Origin of the sequence: Pseudomonas sp. 91RF (assembly GCF_003576265.1) — a bacterium.
Classification (GTDB): domain Bacteria; phylum Pseudomonadota; class Gammaproteobacteria; order Pseudomonadales; family Pseudomonadaceae; genus Aquipseudomonas; species Aquipseudomonas kribbensis.
The window spans coordinates 307,590-324,900 of sequence record NZ_QWFC01000029.1; the positions used below are offsets into that span (position 1 = coordinate 307,590).

A 17,311-nucleotide genomic window follows, 5' to 3' on the forward strand; every position below is an offset into this window, starting at 1 on the left:
AACGTGGTTCTTTGAGTAGAACTGGGAGGCTCCGAGAGGGTGTTCATGCAAATCCTGAATGAAAAAAGGCCTTGAAGCGTACAGGCTCAGATGACTTTTCCTACAGCTGGAAATCATTTCAAAATCTGTACGCCTTCGCCGCTGCGTCAGGATTCCGGGTAAATCGAGGCCAGGACCCGTTCGGCATTCGCGCCGCAACTCATGCCTTCGGGCTTGGATTGAATGCTGTCGATCACCTCCAGCAACCGCGCCTTGCTTTGGGCCAGATGCTGTTGCATGACTTCGATCTGCTCGACCTTGCGCGTCAGGCCTTCCACCAGTTCTTCATGCTTGAATTCACCGGTGCCGGCGGCTGGCAGCAACTGTTTGAGTTCTTCCAGAGAAAACCCGGCCTGCTGGGCACTGCGGATAATGTTCAGGGTTTGCAGCACTTGCGGCGGGTAGCGCCGATAACCATTACCCAGCCGTTCCACTTTGGGAATCAGGCCCTGAGCCTCGTAGAAGCGAATGCTTGAAGCGCTCAGCCCGCTCTGTTGCGCCAGTTCACCAATTTTCATTTCAGCCTCGAATTGCCTGCTTGACATTAAAGTTAACTTTAAGCTTAGCCTCTCTCCATCACTGATGAGGAGTCAAGCAATGTCGCCCTTCCAGATTTTGAAACTGCCCAACGGTCAGACCGTCGGCAACCGTATCGCCAAAGCCGCCATGGAAGAAAACCTCGCGGATCGTGACCAGGCACCGTCCCGCGAATTGTTCCGCTTGTATCAGGCCTGGGCCGACGGCGGCGCCGGGTTGCTGCTGACCGGCAACGTCATGATCGACCGCCGCGCCATGACCGGCCCTGGTGGCGTGGTGCTGGAAGATGAGCGGCATCTGGACCGTTTCCGCCAATGGGCGGAAATCGCCCGCAGTGGCGGCGCGCAGGTCTGGGTGCAGCTCAACCACCCCGGCCGCCAGACCTTCGCCAATATGGGCCAGCAAGCGCTGGCGCCGTCGGCAGTGGCGCTGGAAATGGGTTCGTTCTCGAAACTGTTCGCCGAGCCCAAACCGATGACCGAGGACGACATCGAAGATGTCATTCAACGTTTCGCCAGGAGTGCCGCGCTTGCCGAGAAAGCCGGATTCACCGGCATCCAGATCCACGCGGCTCACGGCTATCTGCTCAGCCAGTTTCTGTCGCCGCTGACCAATCGCCGTACCGACCGCTGGGGCGGTTCGCTGGAAAACCGTGCGCGCCTGCTGCTGTCGGTGATCGAGGCTGTGCGTCAGGCCGTTTCACCACAGTTCTGCGTGGCGGTGAAACTCAATTCCGCGGACTTCCAGCGCGGCGGTTTCGACACGGACGACGCACGTCAGGTGATCGAATGGCTCAACGAACAGCCGATCGACCTGCTGGAACTGTCCGGCGGCAGCTACGAAGCCCCTGCCATGCAGGGCGAAGCCCGTGACGGACGCACCCTGGCCCGTGAGGCATTCTTTCTGGAAATGGCCAGCGAACTGGCCAGCGTGGCCCGCATGCCGGTGATGGTCACCGGCGGCATCCGGCGCCTGCCCATCGTCGAACAGGTACTCGACAGCGGCATCGACATGGCCGGCATCGCCACCGCGCTGGCCATCGAACCGAGCCTGGTCAGACACTGGCGCGAAGGCCGCCACAGCGAACCGCAACTGCCGCCGATCCGCTGGAAACGCAAACCGCTGGCCGCGCTGGCGAACATGGCCGTGGTGCGTTTCCAGATGGCGCGCCTGAGCCGGGGGCGTAAGCCGCACCCCGAAGTTTCGGCACTCTGGGCGCTGATCCGCGACCGCTTGTACCTCAGTCGCCGCACCCGGCAGTACCGTCAGGCGATGGATGCTTAAGCTCTAGCGCCCGGCAAACCGCAGGCGAGACAGCTGGCGCAAATCCCCTTCGACGTAGTAGTCGTTGGTCCAGCTGTCATCCGCCGCCAGCGGCTGCACCTGCTTCAGCGCCAGTTTCTTCGCGAAGTAGCGGAAGCGGTAATGCTCGTAGAAGCGCAACAGTTCCAGACCATAGCGGTCCGCCAGTTCGGTGTCGCCGCGGATGATCAGGAAGTTCTCGTCGTTTCCGTTGCTGGCCGCCGCGCTGAGGTTGTGACTGCCGCTGATAATCGTTGGGCTGTCACTGGTGAAGTCGGTGACGATGGCTTTGGTGTGCACCAGCAGGTTGCCCTTCTGGCCTTTCATGTTCTCTTTCAGCCAGCCTTCCAGCCCGGTGTTGAGCAGCGCGGTCGCGGCGAACTCGGCCGTGCGGTCGGCGTGGAATCCGGTGATGCGACTGGCGGTGTTCTGCAGGCCGTAACGCAGGATGTCGTCATGGGGCTGACCGAGCAGCGCGTTGAGAATGGTGTCGGGCAAGGTGAACGCGGTGACGAACAGCACGTCCTTCTTCGCCGCATTGATGATGTCGACGAACTCGCGCAGATCGGCGCCACCACTGCGCGGCGAGAACCCGGCAAACAGCGGTTGCGCCGGGTTCATCGGGTTGTGCTGAGTGATCCAGTCGCGGGTGGCGCCAACGTCCGCCGGCGTGGCCCAGACCTGCTCGAAGGTCTGCAGGTAGCTGGCCGCGATGACCGCGTCGTCCAGCACATGCACCACGTTGGCCTGACGATACACACCGTTGGCCGTGAAATTGGTACTGCCGCACAGCACGGCCTGGGGCTGCCGCTCACCGCCAGCGATACGGCTGAGGACGATGAACTTGTCATGGAAAATATCGTGGGTCACCCGCCCGCGCTTGCTGGTTTCCGGCAACTTGGCGAGGCTGGCCTCGTTCATCGTGGTGTCTTCGTCACCGGGCCTGGCGTGATACAGCACCCGTACCTGCACACCGCGATCAAAGGCCGCGTTCACCGTATCGATGATGGCTTGCAACTGATACTCGTAGATCGCGATGTCCAGCGCCCATTCGCCATCGGGCGCACGTTCGATGAACCCCTGCAAGCGTCCGAGCAGGCCGTTCTCCAGCCATTGCCGTGCCGCATCAGGCCAGGCTTCGATGGGCATGTTCTTGTCGGCGCTGATCTGCGCGTCGAGATCCGGAAACTTGCGCTGGAACGCCTGGCTTGCAGCCACGGCGCGATTGAAGATCACGCTTTGACTGGCCGGGTGACCATCGTCAGAGGTAATGCTCAGCTCCAGCGATTCCCCCAGCGCCGGCGCATCGGCCGTGCCATAGGCCAGATGTACGCGGTAATGCATCGTTGTACCGGGATTGACCGCGTAATCGGCCCAGCGAAATTTCTGCAGCGGTGCAATATCACTGGGCGTGGCGTGAAACTGCGGGAAGGTGTGAGCCTTGCCGGGAAAGGTCAGGCTGTTGAACAGGAACTGCCACGGTTTGTCGCCCTGCTGCTTCTCGATGGCAAACCCCAGCAGGCCTTTGCGACGGGGTTCGGCGAGGTCCATGGCCAGCAGCACGCCGTTGGTGCCGGCGTAAGCCTTTACGCGAAAATCGTCCTGAGGATTGGCAACCAGTACGCGCATGATTCACTCCTTGTGATGTGGGCTGGATGCAGCATAGACATCAGACAGACAATAAATCGTCGATATGCCTGTAATCCGCGTCCAGTGCGGTCGCCAACTGTCTGGCCCGGCCCAACCGGATCGGCCCGCGCTCGATATCGATCAACAGGCCCGGACAGGCCAGCACCGGCAATCCCGAGCATTCTTTCAAACGACCATCGGTGAGCACCAGCAGGCGCTGTTGTTCGGCGGGGAATCGTTTGCGGCGCACCGTCAGCCAGTGTTCGGCCTCGTTCAGCGCCGCCAGCAATGGCGTGCCGCCTCCCGCGCCCAAATCATCGAGCCACGTTCGCAATCCGCTGGAAGCTTTCAAACCCTGCACCTGCCATTTCGGCGCTGCGCCACTGGCAGTCAGCAAGGCGAGCCGCGCCCGTTGCCGGTAAGCATCGTCGAACAATTGCGCGAGCACGCCCTTGGCATCGCTCAACGCTTGATGACGACGGGTAGAGGCGGAGGCATCGACGATCACCAGCCACAGTTCATGGGGTGTGCGGGTGCGCAGTTGAAACAGCAGGTCCGCGCGCACTTTCGGGCGGCCATTGAGCAAGGTGCCCGGCCAGTTGACCGAACCGCTGCGGGCCGCGTGTCGCTTGCCTTGCCGACCATTGTCCAGGCGTCCGGCGCGGGGTCTGGCATTCGCCCCCGCGTCGGATCGGGGGCGAATGCCTAAGGCTTTTTTGGCCAGACAGGGACTTCGCGGCGCGCGCCGGTGGCCAGGGCCGGCGCCGGCATTTCACCCCATTGCCCCTGCCCTGCACTCGGCTCGGCCTGGGAGCCGGACGGCGATTGCGCTGTAGACTGCGCATGGGATGAGGACTGTTCGCGGCGACGATGACGCAGTGCAAATTCGGCGACCGCATCGATGTCCTGCTCGGCGATCGCTTCGGCACCACGCCACGCCGCATGAGCCCGCGCGGCACGCAGCCAGACCAGATCGGCACGCAGGCCATCGACACCGGCAGCAAAGCAACGCTCGGTAATCTGTGCCAACGCTTCATCGTCGAGAGGAATATTCGCCAAGGCATTGCGGGCGTTTTCACAGCGCTCGCGCAGGGCTTGCTGCTCGGTTTCCCAATGACCGCAAAAGGCCTGCGGATCGCTATCGAAATCCAGCCGACGGCGAATGATCTGCCCGCGCTCGACTGGCGCCGTGTGTCCGCTCAGAGCAACGTTCAACCCAAAGCGATCGAGCAGTTGCGGGCGCAACTCACCCTCTTCCGGGTTCATCGTGCCGATCAGTACGAACTTCGCCGAATGCCGATGGGAAATGCCGTCGCGCTCGATCAGGTTGGTGCCGCTGGCGGCTACATCGAGCAGCAGGTCCACCAGATGATCCGGCAGCAGGTTCACTTCATCGACATAGAGCACACCGCCGTCAGCCTTGGCCAGTACGCCGGGAGAAAACTGCGCGCGGCCGTCGCTCAATGCCGCATCCAGATCCAGCGTGCCGACCAGCCGCTCTTCAGTCGCGCCCAATGGCAAGGTGACGAACTGACCGCTGGCCAGCAGATCCGCCAGCCCCCGGGCCAGGGTCGACTTGGCCATGCCACGCGGACCTTCGATCAGCACGCCGCCGATCTTCGGGTCGATGGCGGTCAGGTACAGCGCCAGTTTCAGATCATCGGCGCCGACCACGGCGGAGAGCGGGAAATGTGGAATGTCGGTCATGTTCAGCTCTCTTCTTCTATATCCAGCAGCAGGTTCTCGAGCGCGTCTTTGTAAGCACCCGGTTCCTGCCACATCCCGCGCTGCTGCGCTTCGAGCATGCGCTCGGTCATGTCGCGCAGCGCGTGGGGATTATGCTCGCGCACGAACTCCCGGGTCGCCGGGTCCAGTAGATAGGCGTCGGCCAGCAATGCGTACTGATGATCGTCGATCAGTTGGGTGGTGGCATCGAAGGCAAACAGGTTATCGACCGTCGCCGCCAGTTCGAACGCGCCTTTATAGCCGTGGCGTTTGACGCCGTCGATCCATTTCGGATTCGCCGCCCGGGAGCGGATCACCCGGTTCAGCTCTTCTTTCAAGGTGCGGATCTTCGGCAAATCCGGCTGACTGTGATCGCCGTGGTAACTGGCCGCTGCTTCACCACGCAGGCTTTCCACGGCAGCCAGCATGCCGCCCTGGAACTGGTAGTAATCGTTGGAATCGAGCAAGTCATGCTCGCGGTTGTCCTGGTTTTGCAGCACGGCCTGCACCTGGCTCAGGCGCTGGACGAACTGCTCGCGGGCAGCGGTGCCTTCGTCGGAACCACCGTAAGCGTAGGCGCCCCAGTTCAGGTAGACCTCGGCCAGATCCTCACGGGTCTGCCACAGACGACCGTCAATGGCGCCCTGCACGCCCGCGCCATAAGCGCCGGGTTTGGCGCCGAAGATCCGCCAGCCGGCCTGACGCCGCGCCGCTTCTTCATCCAGCCCGGACTGGCGCAACGCCTCGCGTTCGGCACGCACTTTGGCGGCCAACGGGTTGAGATCGTTTGGCTCGTCCAGTTCCGCCACGGCTTGCACGGCGGCGTCGAACAGACGAATCAGGTTGGCGAACGCATCGCGGAAAAAACCGGAGACCCGCAACGTGACATCGACCCGAGGCCGGTCGAGCAGGCTCAGCGGCAGAATCTCGAAATCATCGACGCGCTGACTGCCCGTCGCCCAAACCGGACGCACACCCATCAGTGCCATGGCCTGGGCGATGTCGTCACCGCCGGTGCGCATGGTCGCGGTGCCCCAGACCGACAGGCCGAGCTGGCGCAAGTGATCGCCGTGATCCTGGAGGTGTCGCTCGAGAATCAGCGTGGCGGACTGGAAACCGATCCGCCACGCAGTGGTGGTCGGCAGGTTGCGCACGTCCACCGAATAGAAATTGCGCCCGGTGGGCAATACATCGAGGCGACCGCGACTCGGTGCACCGCTTGGGCCTGCCGGGACAAATCGACCGCTCAGAGCGTCGAGCAGACCGCGCATTTCGGCCGGGCCGCAGGCGTCCAGGCGTGGGGCGATCACTTCGCGCAGGTTGTCGAGGATTGCACCGACTTCAACCCAGCGCGGCTCCTGTGGGAGCGAGCCTGCTCGCGATGGCGTCAGATCAGACCATTCCGTTTTGAATGACACACCGCTATCGCGAGCAGGCTCGCTCCCACAGGGGGATGGCAGTGACTGGGAGATCATCTGGGTGGCGAACAGTTCAAGGCGCTCGCGGGTATCCCCTGCGGTGCGCCACAATTCTCCGCTAACCGTCTGCAGCTCTTCGGGACGCGGGCCAGTCCAGGGCTCGGCCAAAGTGCAATCCAGTGGATCGAACCCCAACTGAAACGCCTTGGCCAGCGCCCGCAACAGACTCGATTGCGCACCCTTGCCATCACCACGCGGAATCCGCAGCAGCGCCAGCAAGGTGTCGATGCGCAAACGCCCGCTCGGCGACTCGCCAAAAATGTGCAGACCATCGCGGATCTGCGATTCCTTCAGATCACACAGATAAGTGTCCAGACGCGGCAGCCAGATCGCCGCATCGGCATCGCTGTCGAGGCCTTCGTCGAGTTGCAGTTCGCGATCGATCTGCGTATCCCGCACCAGTTGCAGGATGTCGCGCTGCAATTCACGGGCGCGGCGCGGATCGAGCAATTGCGCTTCGTAATACTCGTCGGCGAGCAGTTCAAGATTGCGCAATGGGCCGTAGGTTTCGGCACGGGTCAGCGGCGGCATCAAGTGGTCGATGATCACTGCCTGTGTGCGACGCTTGGCCTGGGCGCCCTCGCCCGGATCGTTGACGATAAACGGATAGACGTTCGGCAGCGGCCCGAGCAATGCATCCGGCCAGCAATTCTCCGACAGACCCACCCCTTTGCCCGGCAGCCATTCGAGGTTGCCGTGCTTGCCGACGTGGATCACGCCGTGGGCGCCGTAGGTCTGGCGCAGCCAGAAATAGAACGCGACGTACGCGTGCGGCGGCACCAGGTCCGGATCGTGATACACCGCGCTCGGATCGACCTGATAACCCCGCGCCGGCTGAATGCCGACGAAGGTCAGGCCAAACCGCAGGCCGGCGATCATCATCCGCCCGTCACGGCACATCGGATCGTTTTGCGGCGCCCCCCAACGCTCCAGCACCGCCGTACGATTGGCTTCGGGCAGCGCGTTGAACATCGTCAGGTAATCGTCCATCGCCAGGCTTTGCTGACACGGACGCTGATCGAGGGTGTCGAGGTCGTTGCTGACGCCGCCGAGCAGTTGTTGGATCAGCTCGGTGCCGCTGTCCGGCAATTCGGCCGGCAGCGGATAACCCTCAGCCTGCAACGCCCGCAGGATATTCAGCGCGGCGGCCGGCGTGTCGAGGCCGACGCCGTTACCGATGCGCCCGTCCCGGGTCGGGTAGTTGGCGAGGATCAAGGCGATGCGCTTTTCAACGTTCGGCACCCGCGCCAGATCGACCCAGCGTCGCGCCAGTTCGGCCACAAAATCCATGCGCTCCGGCTGCGCCCGATAGCAGACCACATCGGACTGACTGCGCTCGCTGCGCCAGGCCAGATCCTTGAAGCTGATCGGCCGACTGATGATCCGGCCGTCCAGCTCCGGCAGTGCGATGTGCATCGCTAGATCACGAGGGCCAAGCCCCTGCTCGCTGTCGCGCCAGCCGGGCTCGTTGTCCTGAGCGCAGATCGCCTGGATCACCGGGATGTTGCGACGGAACGGCCGCAGATGCGGCGCTTCCGGGCTGGACTGGGCGAAACCGGTGGTGTTCAGAATCACCGCGACCTCGACTTCATCCAGCCAGTCCTCGACCACCGACAGGCAGCCGGGCTCTTTCAGACTGGCCACGGCCATCGGCAGCGGATTGAGTCCGGCAGCCTGCAACCGTTGGCAGAACACGTCGATAAACGCCGTATTCGCCGCTTGCAAATGCGAGCGATAAAACAACACCGCCGCCACCGGTTGACCGGGCAGCCAATCGGCTTGCCAGTCGCTCAGTGCGGCGGTGTTTTTGTTCGGGTGGTAAATCGCCGTGCGCGGCAGGGTTTGCGGCTCGCCCCACACGTAATCCCGCGCCAGCCAGCGGTTGGCCAGACAGCGGAAGAAATCCAGCGCATTGCCCATGCCGCCCTGACGCAGAAACTGCCAGAGCCGGTCGCGATCCTCGGCGCCCACGGTGCTCAAGTCGCTGAGCTCCGGGTCGGGACGATCATCGCCCGGCACCAGAATCACCTGCACGCCACGCTCGGACAACTCGACCAGCCGCTCGACGCCATAACGCCAATACGCGATGCCGCCGTGCAGCGAAATCAGGATGACCTTGGCGTGGCGCAGCACTTCATCGACGTACAGATCGACCGACGCATGATTCTGCACCTGCATCGGGTTGGCCAGCCGCACGCTCGGGTAATCGTCGGGCAGTTGCTCCGCCGCTTCCGCGAGCAGCGCGAGGCTGGAGTCGCCGCTGCACAGGATCACCAGCTCGGCGGGGGTTTGTCCAAGGTCGGCAATGTTGTCATCCGACACGAAACCGCCGGGCTGGGTCCTGAGCAGGTGCATGGCTTAAACGCTGAGCGCGGCGCGCAGTTGCGCTTCGAGCTGGGCAGCGTCCAGTTCCTGGCCGATCAATACCAGACGGGTGATACGCGCTTCATCGGCACCCCACTGACGGTCGAAGTGCTTGTCGAAACGCGTGCCCACGCCCTGGATCAGCAGGCGCATCGGCTTGTTCGGGATCGCCGCGAAACCTTTGACCCGCAGGATGCCGTGCTGAACCACCAGTTGCGTCAACGCAACGAGCAGCAGGCTTTCTTCGGCTTGCGGCAGTTCAATGGAGATCGAGTCGAAGGCGTCGTGATCGTGGTCATCATGATCGTCATCGCCTTCACCGTGGTGGTGATCGTGATGGCTGTGGCGGCTGTCGATGTGTTCTTCGGAACCGGCACCGAGGCCGATCAACACGTCCAGCGGCAGGCGACCATTGCTGGCTTCGATGATTTTTACCGCTGGTGGCAGCTCTTCGGCGACTTCCAGGCGTACGCGAGCGAGATCTTCAGGGCTGGTCTGGTCGGCCTTGTTGAGGATCACCAGGTCGGCGCTGGCCAGTTGGTCCGCGAACAGTTCGTGCAGCGGCGATTCGTGGTCCAGGTTCGGATCGAGTTTGCGCTGGGCATCGACCTGGTCCGGGAACGCGGCGAAAGTGCCGGCGGCCACGGCCGGGCTGTCGACCACGGTGATCACCGCGTCCACGGTGCAGGCGCTGCGGATTTCCGGCCACTGGAAGGCTTGCACCAGTGGTTTCGGCAGGGCCAGGCCCGAGGTTTCGATCAGGATGTGGTCGAGGTCGCCGCGACGGGCCACCAGTTCGCGCATCACCGGGAAGAACTCTTCCTGAACGGTGCAGCACAGGCAGCCGTTGGCCAGTTCGTAGACGCGACCGGTGGCTTCTTCTTCGGTGCAGCCGATGGTGCACTGCTTGAGGATTTCACCGTCGATGCCCAGCTCGCCAAACTCGTTGACGATCACCGCGATGCGGCGGCCCTGAGCGTTGTCGAGCATGTGCCGCAGCAAGGTGGTTTTACCCGAGCCGAGGAAACCGGTGACGATGGTGACGGGGAGTTTGGCCAGTGTTTTCATCGGATGCCCTTTGGCAAGGTGGCGGGCATACGGGACGAGACCGGCAACGCAAGTGCGTGCCTGGAGAGTTCGCCACCGGATCACCCCGCCCGGTTGAAAGTGAGAATCTGTGACGAGGCAGGTCTCCTGGCTGACGGTGTTCGGGCCTTGGCCCGGTATTCGCTGCGCCTTCCCGCTGGCTCTGGATTGAGCTGGCAGTGGCGTGGCAGCGAACAGCACCGTTCACAGTTGCGGGGGCAGCCGCGGCTTGGACCGCGTTCCCTTCTTAGCTTCGGCCTGGGCCGAAGAACCTCGAAAGCGCAAGGCTACGCATCGTGTGTTGACCGGTCAATGTTTGGATTGGGGGCATATCCGTTGCTGCGGTTATGGCCACTTAGGGTTCCGCCCTTACGGCGGGTCACTTTTGGCAAACGCCCCAAAAGTGACTCGCTGTAAGAGCGAAACCGCCAGCGGCAGCTCCCGAAGCAACGGATATGCCCCCCCTATCCAAACAGACCTCACCCCATTCAATTGACTAAAAACCCCAGCCCATGGTCTCCTACACAACTTGTTACGGGTGCCCTGCAAAGGGTGAAACGGGAAACCGGTGAATCATGTGCTTTACTCTAAAGCCATGTCAGTCCGGTGCTGCCCCCGCAACGGTAAGCGAGAGAGCGTCAGATCCACTGTGCCCACGGGCATGGGAAGGTGACGCTTGCAGGTCGGCAGACAGCCACCCCTCGCGAGCCCGGAGACCGGCCCGCAACACACAGTGCGCATTCTGCGTCACTGAACATAACAAACCCGCGGTGGGCGGGCGCTGTTCGAACCTCTGCGTGCCCGCTCGCAGGGGTTTTCATGCGCTCCATTCACCCGCTGACACTCCAGAGGGAAGCGCCATGTCGATCATCAGCAGCACCGGCAGCAACACGGACAAAATCTCCAGCACCACCACCCTGAGCCAACGCCTGACCGCTGCGATCTTCGCTTCGATCCTGGGCGCCAGCCTGGTCTACTTCGCCGGTTTCTCGCACATCGAAGCGGTGCACAACGCTGCGCACGATACCCGCCACAGCGCCGCGTTCCCGTGCCACTGAGACCTGACGACATGATCAAGCGTATTGCGCAGACCGCAGGTTTCACCGGCCTTCTGGCTGCCCTGCTCCTGACGTTGCTGCAAAGCTTCTGGGTGTCGCCGCTGATTCTTCAGGCCGAAACCTACGAGAAGGCCGAGCCGGTGGCCGAAGTTCACGAACACGCCGCAGGTACCGCCGCCCACACCCATGATGCCGAAGCCTGGGAACCGGAAAACGGCTGGCAGCGCGTGGTCTCCACCACGGGCGGCAACCTGGTGGTAGCCGTAGGTTTCGCCCTGATGCTGGCGGGCCTGTATACCCTGCGTGCGCCGACCAAAACTTCGCAAGGCCTGCTCTGGGGTCTGGCCGGTTACGCGACTTTTGTGCTCGCTCCGACCATGGGCCTGCCCCCTGAACTGCCGGGTACTGCCGCCGCTGACCTGGCATCGCGCCAGATGTGGTGGATCGGCACCGCCGCGTCGACCGCTGTCGGCCTGGCGCTGATCGCGTTCGGCGGCAACTGGCTGCTGAAGATCCTCGGCGTGGCGATCCTTGCCGTGCCGCATGTAATCGGCGCACCGCAACCGGAAGTGCACTCGATGCTCGCGCCGGAAGCACTGGAAGCTCAGTTCAAAATCGCTTCGCAGTTGACCAACGTGGCGTTCTGGTTGGCCCTGGGCCTGATCAGCGCCTGGTTGTTCCGCCGCAAAAGCGATGGTCAATACCACGCATGACCGATGACAGCGCAGCGCCGACCTTCGTGGTCGGCCTGGGCTGCCAGCGCGGCTGCCCGGCCAGTACGCTGCGCGCCTTGCTCGACCAGGCCTTGCAGGCGCATCGCATCGAACTCGAAGCGGTCAGGGCTTTGGCCAGCATCGACCTGAAACGCGACGAACCCGGCCTGCAGGAACTGGCGGCACAACTGGCACTGCCGTTGCTGTATTTCAGCAGCGAGGAACTGGCCAGTTATCAGCAACGACTGAGTCACCATTCACAGATCGCCTTCGAACGCACCGGTTGCTACGGGGTGGCGGAAAGCGCTGCACTGGCGCTCGCCGAACAGCTGATTCAAGCCCCGGCAAAACTGCTGATTTCCCGGCAAAAGTACGCTCAGGCAACCCTGGCGTTGGCCGGCGCGGCGTAAATTCCCGATAATCCCCGCTTTCGATCATGAGCATTGTTCATCTGAAGTGCTCTTGAAGCCTCGACCCGCCCTACTTTCACAGGATCCAACGATGACCGTTTACTTCATCGGCGCCGGCCCCGGCGACCCGGAATTGATCACTGTCAAAGGCCAGCGGCTGATCCGCAGCTGCCCGGTGATCATCTATGCAGGTTCGCTGGTGCCGGCGGCGGTGCTGGAAGGTCATTCGGCAGAAACCGTGGTCAACAGCGCCGAATTGCATCTGGAACAGATCATCGACCTGATCAAGACCGCCCACGCCAAGGGTCAGGATGTGGCGCGGGTGCATTCGGGCGATCCGAGCCTGTATGGCGCCATCGGCGAGCAGATTCGCTATCTGCGCGAGCTGCAAATCCCGTTCGAAATCATACCCGGTGTCACTGCGACCGCCGCCTGCGCCGCGCTACTGGGCGCCGAACTCACATTGCCGGACATCTCGCAAAGCGTGATCCTGACCCGTTACGCAGACAAGACTGCGATGCCTGTCGGGGAAGAACTGGGCAACCTGGCGCAGCACGGGGCGACCATGGCGATTCATCTGGGGGTCAATCATCTGGAGAAGATCCTCGCCGAGCTGCTGCCGCATTACGGCGCGGATTGCCCGATTGCAGTGATCCACCGGGCGACGTGGCCGGATCAGGACTGGGTGACGGGGACGCTGGAGGATATTGCCGCGAAGGTGGCCGCCAAGGGCTTTCGGCGTACGGCGTTGATTCTGGTCGGGCGGGTGTTGGGCAGCGATCATTTCAGTGAGTCGTCGCTGTATCGCGCGGGGCATGCACATCTTTACCGCCCATGACGGCCTGCTCGCAATATGGGCGCTGAATCTCTGACATAAAAAAACGGCGCTCACGGGGCGCCGTTTTTTTTGCCGCAGCGAACGCCTTAGTAGTAGGCGTTTTCTTTCTGCGTGTGGTCGGTCACGTCGCGAACGCCCTTGAGTTCCGGAATGCGCTCGAGCAAGGTGCGCTCGATGCCTTCCTTCAGGGTCACGTCCGCCTGGCCGCAGCCCTGGCAGCCGCCGCCGAACTGCAACACGGCAATGCCGTCTTCAACCACATCGATCAGGCTGACCTGACCGCCGTGGCTGGCCAGCCCCGGGTTGATTTCGGTTTGCAGGTAATAGTTGATGCGCTCGTTGATCGGGCTGTCGGCGTTGACCATCGGGACTTTGGCGTTAGGCGCCTTGATGGTCAGCTGGCCGCCCATGCGGTCGGTGGCGTAGTCGACGACAGCATCGTCGAGGAACGCTTCGCTGAACGAGTCGATATAGGCAGTGAAGCTTTTCAGCCCCAGTGCGGTGTCTTCAGGTTTTTCTTCCCCCGGCTTGCAGTAGGCAATGCAGGTTTCGGCGTACTGGGTGCCAGGCTGGGTGATGAAGACGCGGATGCCGATGCCCGGGGTGTTCTGCTTGGACAGCAGATCGGCCAGGTAATCATGGGCGGCGTCGGTAATGGTAATAGCGGTCATGGAAACTCCTCGCAGGCTTGGGCGGAGTTTACGCCAATCGGCGCGCGGCACAAAGTCCTAGTATTTACGTAGGAATAGTTCGCAAATCGGCTAAGCGCCAGGTTCGCCGTCAATCCGCGCTTTAAGCCACTGATAGCTGCGTTTTTCTATCCATTCGTAACTCAGCCACGAACCGATACCGATGGCCAGCGCACAGACAATAAACATCGAATACGGGTTGATCCCGTAGCGTCGGGCCAGATAAGCGCCGGCCGACAGCACCAGCACGTGCATCAGATACACCGAGTACGAACAGTCGCCCAGCAGCTTGAGCAGCCTGCTGCGTTCGACATAACGCTCCAGCGCCATGCATCCCATGACCAGCACCGCGCTGGGTACGCCCCAATTCAGCAATCGGGGTTCTGGCGGCAGGTGATAGATCGCCAGCAACGCCACACCGATCCCCAGCAACGGCAGCCAGAGCGCTGGCCCGATCCAGCCACGACGATAGAGCATGCCGATGCCGATCCCTAGCAGGAATTCGTAAACGATGTCCGAGCGATAAAACTCGCTGACCCAGCCAAACCCGGTCCAGGCCTGGCACACCGCAAACAACAGCGCCGCGACCACCAGCAGGCGCACTTGCAGCCGAAACAGCAGCGCCCAGGCGAACAGCACGTAGAACAGCATTTCGTAGTTCAGCGTCCAGCCGACATTTAGGGTCGGGTAGATCCCGTAGCCGCCGGGGTTTTCCGTCGGGATAAACAGCAACGACAGCAGCAAATGACGCCAGTCCACCGTCTGATCCGGCAGCAGCGGCCGGGCAAACACCACCAGCAACGCCATCAGCACGGTGTAGAGCCAATACGCCGGAACAATCCGAAACAGCCGATACAGCAGAAACCGAGCCGGCGGCAGCGCCTTGCCTTCGGTGGACAGGAAAATCACCAGTCCACTGATCACGAAAAAGATATCGACGCCCACCGCGCCCTTGTCGATGAACAACTGCCCTATCGGCCCGCGCGCCTCGAAGTCGAAGAAAATCTGCATGAAGTGATGGCAGACCACCGTCCACGCGGCGAGCGCTCGCAAGGCCTGCACTGAAATCAACATCGATGGCGCTCCCGATCCCGTACTCCACAGGATTGGGACAGCGGCCATCGTTCAAACGATCAAAGATTCTCGTACCGGTTCATGTCCAGCACGCCCTCTTCGACCGGGTCGGTTTCGTGGATGTACTGGCTCAGATCATGGAAATAAAACCAGAACTGCGGATGGCTGCGGCGGATGCCCCAGCGTTCGACGATCTTCTCGAACTGCGGCGCATCCCTGGCGCTTTCCATGGCATCGACAAACGCCGGCACCTGGTCCGCCGGGATGTTGAACATGAAATTCGGGTAGCTGCTGAGCACGCCCGGATAAATGGTCAGAGTATCGAGCCCCGGCTGATAGCGCAGTGACTCTCCGAGCAGGAACGCCACGTTGCTATGGGCGCGGTTGCGCAGCAGGCTGTAGACCTCGCGTTTGCCGCTGCGGGTTTCGATGCGCAGCATGGTCGCTTCCGGCAATTGATCAATCACCTTCAGCCCCGCCGCAGGACGCGCCGTCAGGCGGCTCAGGGCCTGTTCGGCATTTTGCAGCGCCGGGTCGATGTTCGGCCGCGAGCAGTAGGCGTCCACGCAGCGGTTGATCGGATCGGGCCGTGCGTTGAGGTCGCCGTAGCGAGCGAGCAACTGCATGGCGAAGTCGTGTTTCGGGTCCTTTTCGTCGAGTTTCAGCGCGGTCGGCTTGTCGTCGTCGATGGACTCGTAATCCAGCCACATCTTGAACTGGCCGCTGCTCTGGTACCAATCGTCGAGGTAATCCTCGCGGGAGTCGGCCGGCATCAGGCGCAGGAAGTTCTGTTCGGCGCCGTTGCGGATCAAGTCGAAGTACAGCCGGGTCTGCGCCTGATGGGAAACGTTGCCGAACACATCGAAATTGACTGCCAGCTGGTAATAGGTGCGTTCCAGCAACGGATAGTCGAACAGCCACATGGTCTGTGGCACTTCACCGATCAGGCCTTTGGTCACCGAGGCGCTGTCGAAGTGGCGGAAGATACTCAGCAGCGCATTGTCGTTGCCCGCCCACAGGGTCGACCAGCTCGGTGCCGGTTGGTCGGCGTAGCTGTCACGGCGCAGGGCTTCGTACTTGTTGCGCTTGTTGCGGTAGTCGTGCCACAGGCTCAGGACACTGCCGACATCGTCGTTCTGCCCCGGCATGGCCAGCAACGGCGTGGCCTGGCCGCGATAGTTCGGGTCGGTGATGTACAGGTCATGTTCCGGCGCCTGGAACAGCGCCCAGAAGTTGTCGCGGATCACGTCGGTCGCGATCTGCCCACGGCACACCGGGCCGCGGATGAAGGTACGCACGAAGTATTCGGCGTTATCGAGCATGAACTGATACCGCGCCTGGGCCGGAATCGCCTCGAAGGTGGCGAACGGATTGGCCCGGCTCTGCGGCCCGTAGCCCGGCAGCGCATGCACCTGCCAGTTGCCGTTGTAGAACAGGCTTTTGACCCGCGCCATCTTCGCCGCGCTCAGCGGATAGGTGATGTGGGTCTTGTGCACGATCACGCCCTGCACCGGCCACAGGCGGTAATACACCTGGGTGCCCGGATCATCATTGGGACGGCGGGTGGCAATCAGATCGATCGGCTGGCCGGTCGGCGTGCGCGAACGCACCCACTGGAAAAAGTGCCCCGGCTCGCCGTCCTTGAAGTAGATGTGCGCCAGGAACCAGTGTTCGAACAGCCAGCGCCCGACCAGACTCTCCCGCGCACCCGGCTGGTTGAGCAGGTTTTCCCATTGAACGATCTGCAGCGCTTCCTTGGCGCTCGGCGCCAGGCCTTGCTCATCGATTGGCGCACCGGACGCCAGCCAGCGCTGCAACGTCTGGTATTGCTGATCGGTCAGGCCGGTCACCGCCAGCGGCATACCCTCTTTCGGGTGAGCACCGGCATAGCCGTCGAACTCGGCGGGCATCGCGCACATGTTTTCCCGTTGCAGGCCGAGGACGATGTCTTCCGGCAGTTTGGCGTTGGGTGTCAGCGGCGTTTTGTGCCCCAGCTCCAGCATGCGCGCCATCAGCGCCGCCTGACTGCCCTGGGCGTCGAGCACCGAATAGAAGTCTTTCTGCTGCCAGGCACGTTTGCCAAAAGCGTCGTAGAACAGCCGCGTGGTCGGCGCTGCCTGGGTGCGCTCGCCATCGTAGACCGGCATCTTGCTCGCGCCACGGGCCGCGCCTTCACCGCTGCCCAGGTTCAATTGGCAGGCAGAGTCGTAGCACGCATGGCAGGCCACGCACTTCTCGGTGAAGATCGGCTGGATGTCGCGGGTGTAAGAAATGGCAGGCGAGATCGCAGGACTTTGCGCCGCCGCGCCAAAGCTCAAAAACAGCAACACCATGCTGACGACGCGGTACGACATATCCCTGATCCTGAT

Annotated in this window: 14 protein-coding genes and 2 riboswitches; of the genes, 5 read left to right on the forward strand and 9 right to left on the reverse strand. The window is 62.4% G+C overall.

All coding sequences use genetic code 11. The features are described from left to right. Nucleotides 1-146 precede the first annotated feature (146 nt). The gene (locus DXT77_RS16060; protein WP_085710079.1) at nucleotides 147-557 is read right to left on the reverse strand and encodes a MerR family transcriptional regulator; all 411 of its coding nucleotides are present in this window, start codon (nucleotides 555-557) and stop codon (nucleotides 147-149) included. 79 nt (nucleotides 558-636) lie between these two features. Between DXT77_RS16060 and DXT77_RS16065 the strand changes: the two genes are divergently transcribed. Next, nucleotides 637-1,860 carry an NADH:flavin oxidoreductase/NADH oxidase family protein gene (locus DXT77_RS16065; RefSeq protein WP_119428365.1) on the forward strand — a complete coding sequence of 408 codons (1,224 nt, stop codon included), beginning with the start codon at nucleotides 637-639 and terminating at the stop codon, nucleotides 1,858-1,860. A gap of 3 nt (nucleotides 1,861-1,863) precedes the next feature. On the opposite strand, the gene DXT77_RS16070 is transcribed toward DXT77_RS16065, so the two are convergent. Genes DXT77_RS16070 through cobW form a run of 5 tightly spaced genes read right to left on the reverse strand, consistent with a single transcriptional unit; the run spans nucleotide 1,864 to nucleotide 10,142 of the window. Next, nucleotides 1,864-3,507 (reverse strand): phospholipase D-like domain-containing protein, encoded by a 1,644-nt coding sequence (locus tag DXT77_RS16070; protein ID WP_119428366.1) that lies wholly within the window; start codon nucleotides 3,505-3,507, stop codon nucleotides 1,864-1,866. Nucleotides 3,508-3,547: 40 nt separating this feature from the next. Further along, nucleotides 3,548-4,231 (reverse strand): VWA domain-containing protein, encoded by a 684-nt coding sequence (locus tag DXT77_RS16075; protein WP_372238678.1) that lies wholly within the window; start codon nucleotides 4,229-4,231, stop codon nucleotides 3,548-3,550. Beyond that, a complete protein-coding gene (locus DXT77_RS16080) occupies nucleotides 4,213-5,214 on the reverse strand; it encodes an ATP-binding protein (protein ID WP_119428368.1) in 1,002 nt (333 codons plus the stop codon). The genes DXT77_RS16075 and DXT77_RS16080 overlap by 19 nt, the downstream gene beginning before the upstream one ends. A 2-nt stretch (nucleotides 5,215-5,216) precedes the next feature. Beyond that, nucleotides 5,217-9,065, reverse strand: coding sequence for a cobaltochelatase subunit CobN (gene cobN / locus DXT77_RS16085; protein WP_119428369.1), 3,849 nt, complete (start codon nucleotides 9,063-9,065; stop codon nucleotides 5,217-5,219). A gap of 3 nt (nucleotides 9,066-9,068) precedes the next feature. Then, a complete protein-coding gene (cobW, locus tag DXT77_RS16090) occupies nucleotides 9,069-10,142 on the reverse strand; it encodes a cobalamin biosynthesis protein CobW (RefSeq protein ID WP_119428370.1) in 1,074 nt (357 codons plus the stop codon). A gap of 98 nt (nucleotides 10,143-10,240) precedes the next feature. Further along, a riboswitch (cobalamin riboswitch) is annotated at nucleotides 10,241-10,451 on the reverse strand. A gap of 228 nt (nucleotides 10,452-10,679) precedes the next feature. Continuing rightward, nucleotides 10,680-10,900, forward strand: a riboswitch (cobalamin riboswitch). Nucleotides 10,901-11,020: 120 nt separating this feature from the next. Here cobW and DXT77_RS16095 point away from each other — a divergent pair. The 4 genes from DXT77_RS16095 to cobM all read left to right on the forward strand — a co-directional run bounded on the left by DXT77_RS16095 (nucleotide 11,021) and on the right by cobM (nucleotide 13,179). Then, complete coding sequence (locus tag DXT77_RS16095; RefSeq protein ID WP_016983301.1) at nucleotides 11,021-11,218, forward strand: CbtB domain-containing protein; 198 nt, start codon at nucleotides 11,021-11,023, stop codon at nucleotides 11,216-11,218. Nucleotides 11,219-11,229: 11 nt separating this feature from the next. Further along, entirely contained in the window at nucleotides 11,230-11,931 is a 702-nt protein-coding gene (locus DXT77_RS16100) for a CbtA family protein (RefSeq protein WP_085710086.1), read from the forward strand. After that, nucleotides 11,928-12,341: a cobalamin biosynthesis protein gene (locus tag DXT77_RS16105; protein ID WP_119428371.1), complete on the forward strand. Its 414-nt coding sequence runs from the start codon at nucleotides 11,928-11,930 to the stop codon at nucleotides 12,339-12,341. Before DXT77_RS16100 ends, DXT77_RS16105 begins: the two co-directional genes overlap by 4 nt. Nucleotides 12,342-12,432: 91 nt before the next feature. Further along, nucleotides 12,433-13,179: a precorrin-4 C(11)-methyltransferase gene (cobM, locus tag DXT77_RS16110; protein ID WP_119428372.1), complete on the forward strand. Its 747-nt coding sequence runs from the start codon at nucleotides 12,433-12,435 to the stop codon at nucleotides 13,177-13,179. Between the two features lie 86 nt (nucleotides 13,180-13,265). Here the strand turns inward: cobM and nfuA are convergent, their stop codons facing one another. From nfuA to DXT77_RS16125, 3 genes are all read right to left on the reverse strand, one after another. Further along, nucleotides 13,266-13,850 carry a Fe-S biogenesis protein NfuA gene (gene nfuA, locus DXT77_RS16115; protein WP_007959519.1) on the reverse strand — a complete coding sequence of 195 codons (585 nt, stop codon included), beginning with the start codon at nucleotides 13,848-13,850 and terminating at the stop codon, nucleotides 13,266-13,268. A gap of 90 nt (nucleotides 13,851-13,940) precedes the next feature. Beyond that, complete coding sequence (locus DXT77_RS16120; protein WP_119428373.1) at nucleotides 13,941-14,942, reverse strand: acyltransferase; 1,002 nt, start codon at nucleotides 14,940-14,942, stop codon at nucleotides 13,941-13,943. 59 nt (nucleotides 14,943-15,001) lie between these two features. Beyond that, nucleotides 15,002-17,296, reverse strand: coding sequence for a fatty acid cis/trans isomerase (locus tag DXT77_RS16125; RefSeq protein WP_119428374.1), 2,295 nt, complete (start codon nucleotides 17,294-17,296; stop codon nucleotides 15,002-15,004). Between the last annotated feature and the right edge of the window lie 15 nt (nucleotides 17,297-17,311).

Coding starts and splice junctions, on each gene's coding strand:
- DXT77_RS16060 (WP_085710079.1), bottom strand. CDS start 557: ATGAAAATTGGTGAACTGGCGCAACAGAGCGGGCTGAGCGCTTCAAGC.
- DXT77_RS16065 (WP_119428365.1), top strand. CDS start 637: ATGTCGCCCTTCCAGATTTTGAAACTGCCCAACGGTCAGACCGTCGGC.
- DXT77_RS16070 (WP_119428366.1), bottom strand. CDS start 3,507: ATGCGCGTACTGGTTGCCAATCCTCAGGACGATTTTCGCGTAAAGGCT.
- DXT77_RS16080 (WP_119428368.1), bottom strand. CDS start 5,214: ATGACCGACATTCCACATTTCCCGCTCTCCGCCGTGGTCGGCGCCGAT.
- cobN (WP_119428369.1), bottom strand. CDS start 9,065: ATGCACCTGCTCAGGACCCAGCCCGGCGGTTTCGTGTCGGATGACAAC.
- cobW (WP_119428370.1), bottom strand. CDS start 10,142: ATGAAAACACTGGCCAAACTCCCCGTCACCATCGTCACCGGTTTCCTC.
- DXT77_RS16095 (WP_016983301.1), top strand. CDS start 11,021: ATGTCGATCATCAGCAGCACCGGCAGCAACACGGACAAAATCTCCAGC.
- DXT77_RS16100 (WP_085710086.1), top strand. CDS start 11,230: ATGATCAAGCGTATTGCGCAGACCGCAGGTTTCACCGGCCTTCTGGCT.
- DXT77_RS16105 (WP_119428371.1), top strand. CDS start 11,928: ATGACCGATGACAGCGCAGCGCCGACCTTCGTGGTCGGCCTGGGCTGC.
- cobM (WP_119428372.1), top strand. CDS start 12,433: ATGACCGTTTACTTCATCGGCGCCGGCCCCGGCGACCCGGAATTGATC.
- nfuA (WP_007959519.1), bottom strand. CDS start 13,850: ATGACCGCTATTACCATTACCGACGCCGCCCATGATTACCTGGCCGAT.
- DXT77_RS16120 (WP_119428373.1), bottom strand. CDS start 14,942: ATGTTGATTTCAGTGCAGGCCTTGCGAGCGCTCGCCGCGTGGACGGTG.
- DXT77_RS16125 (WP_119428374.1), bottom strand. CDS start 17,296: ATGTCGTACCGCGTCGTCAGCATGGTGTTGCTGTTTTTGAGCTTTGGC.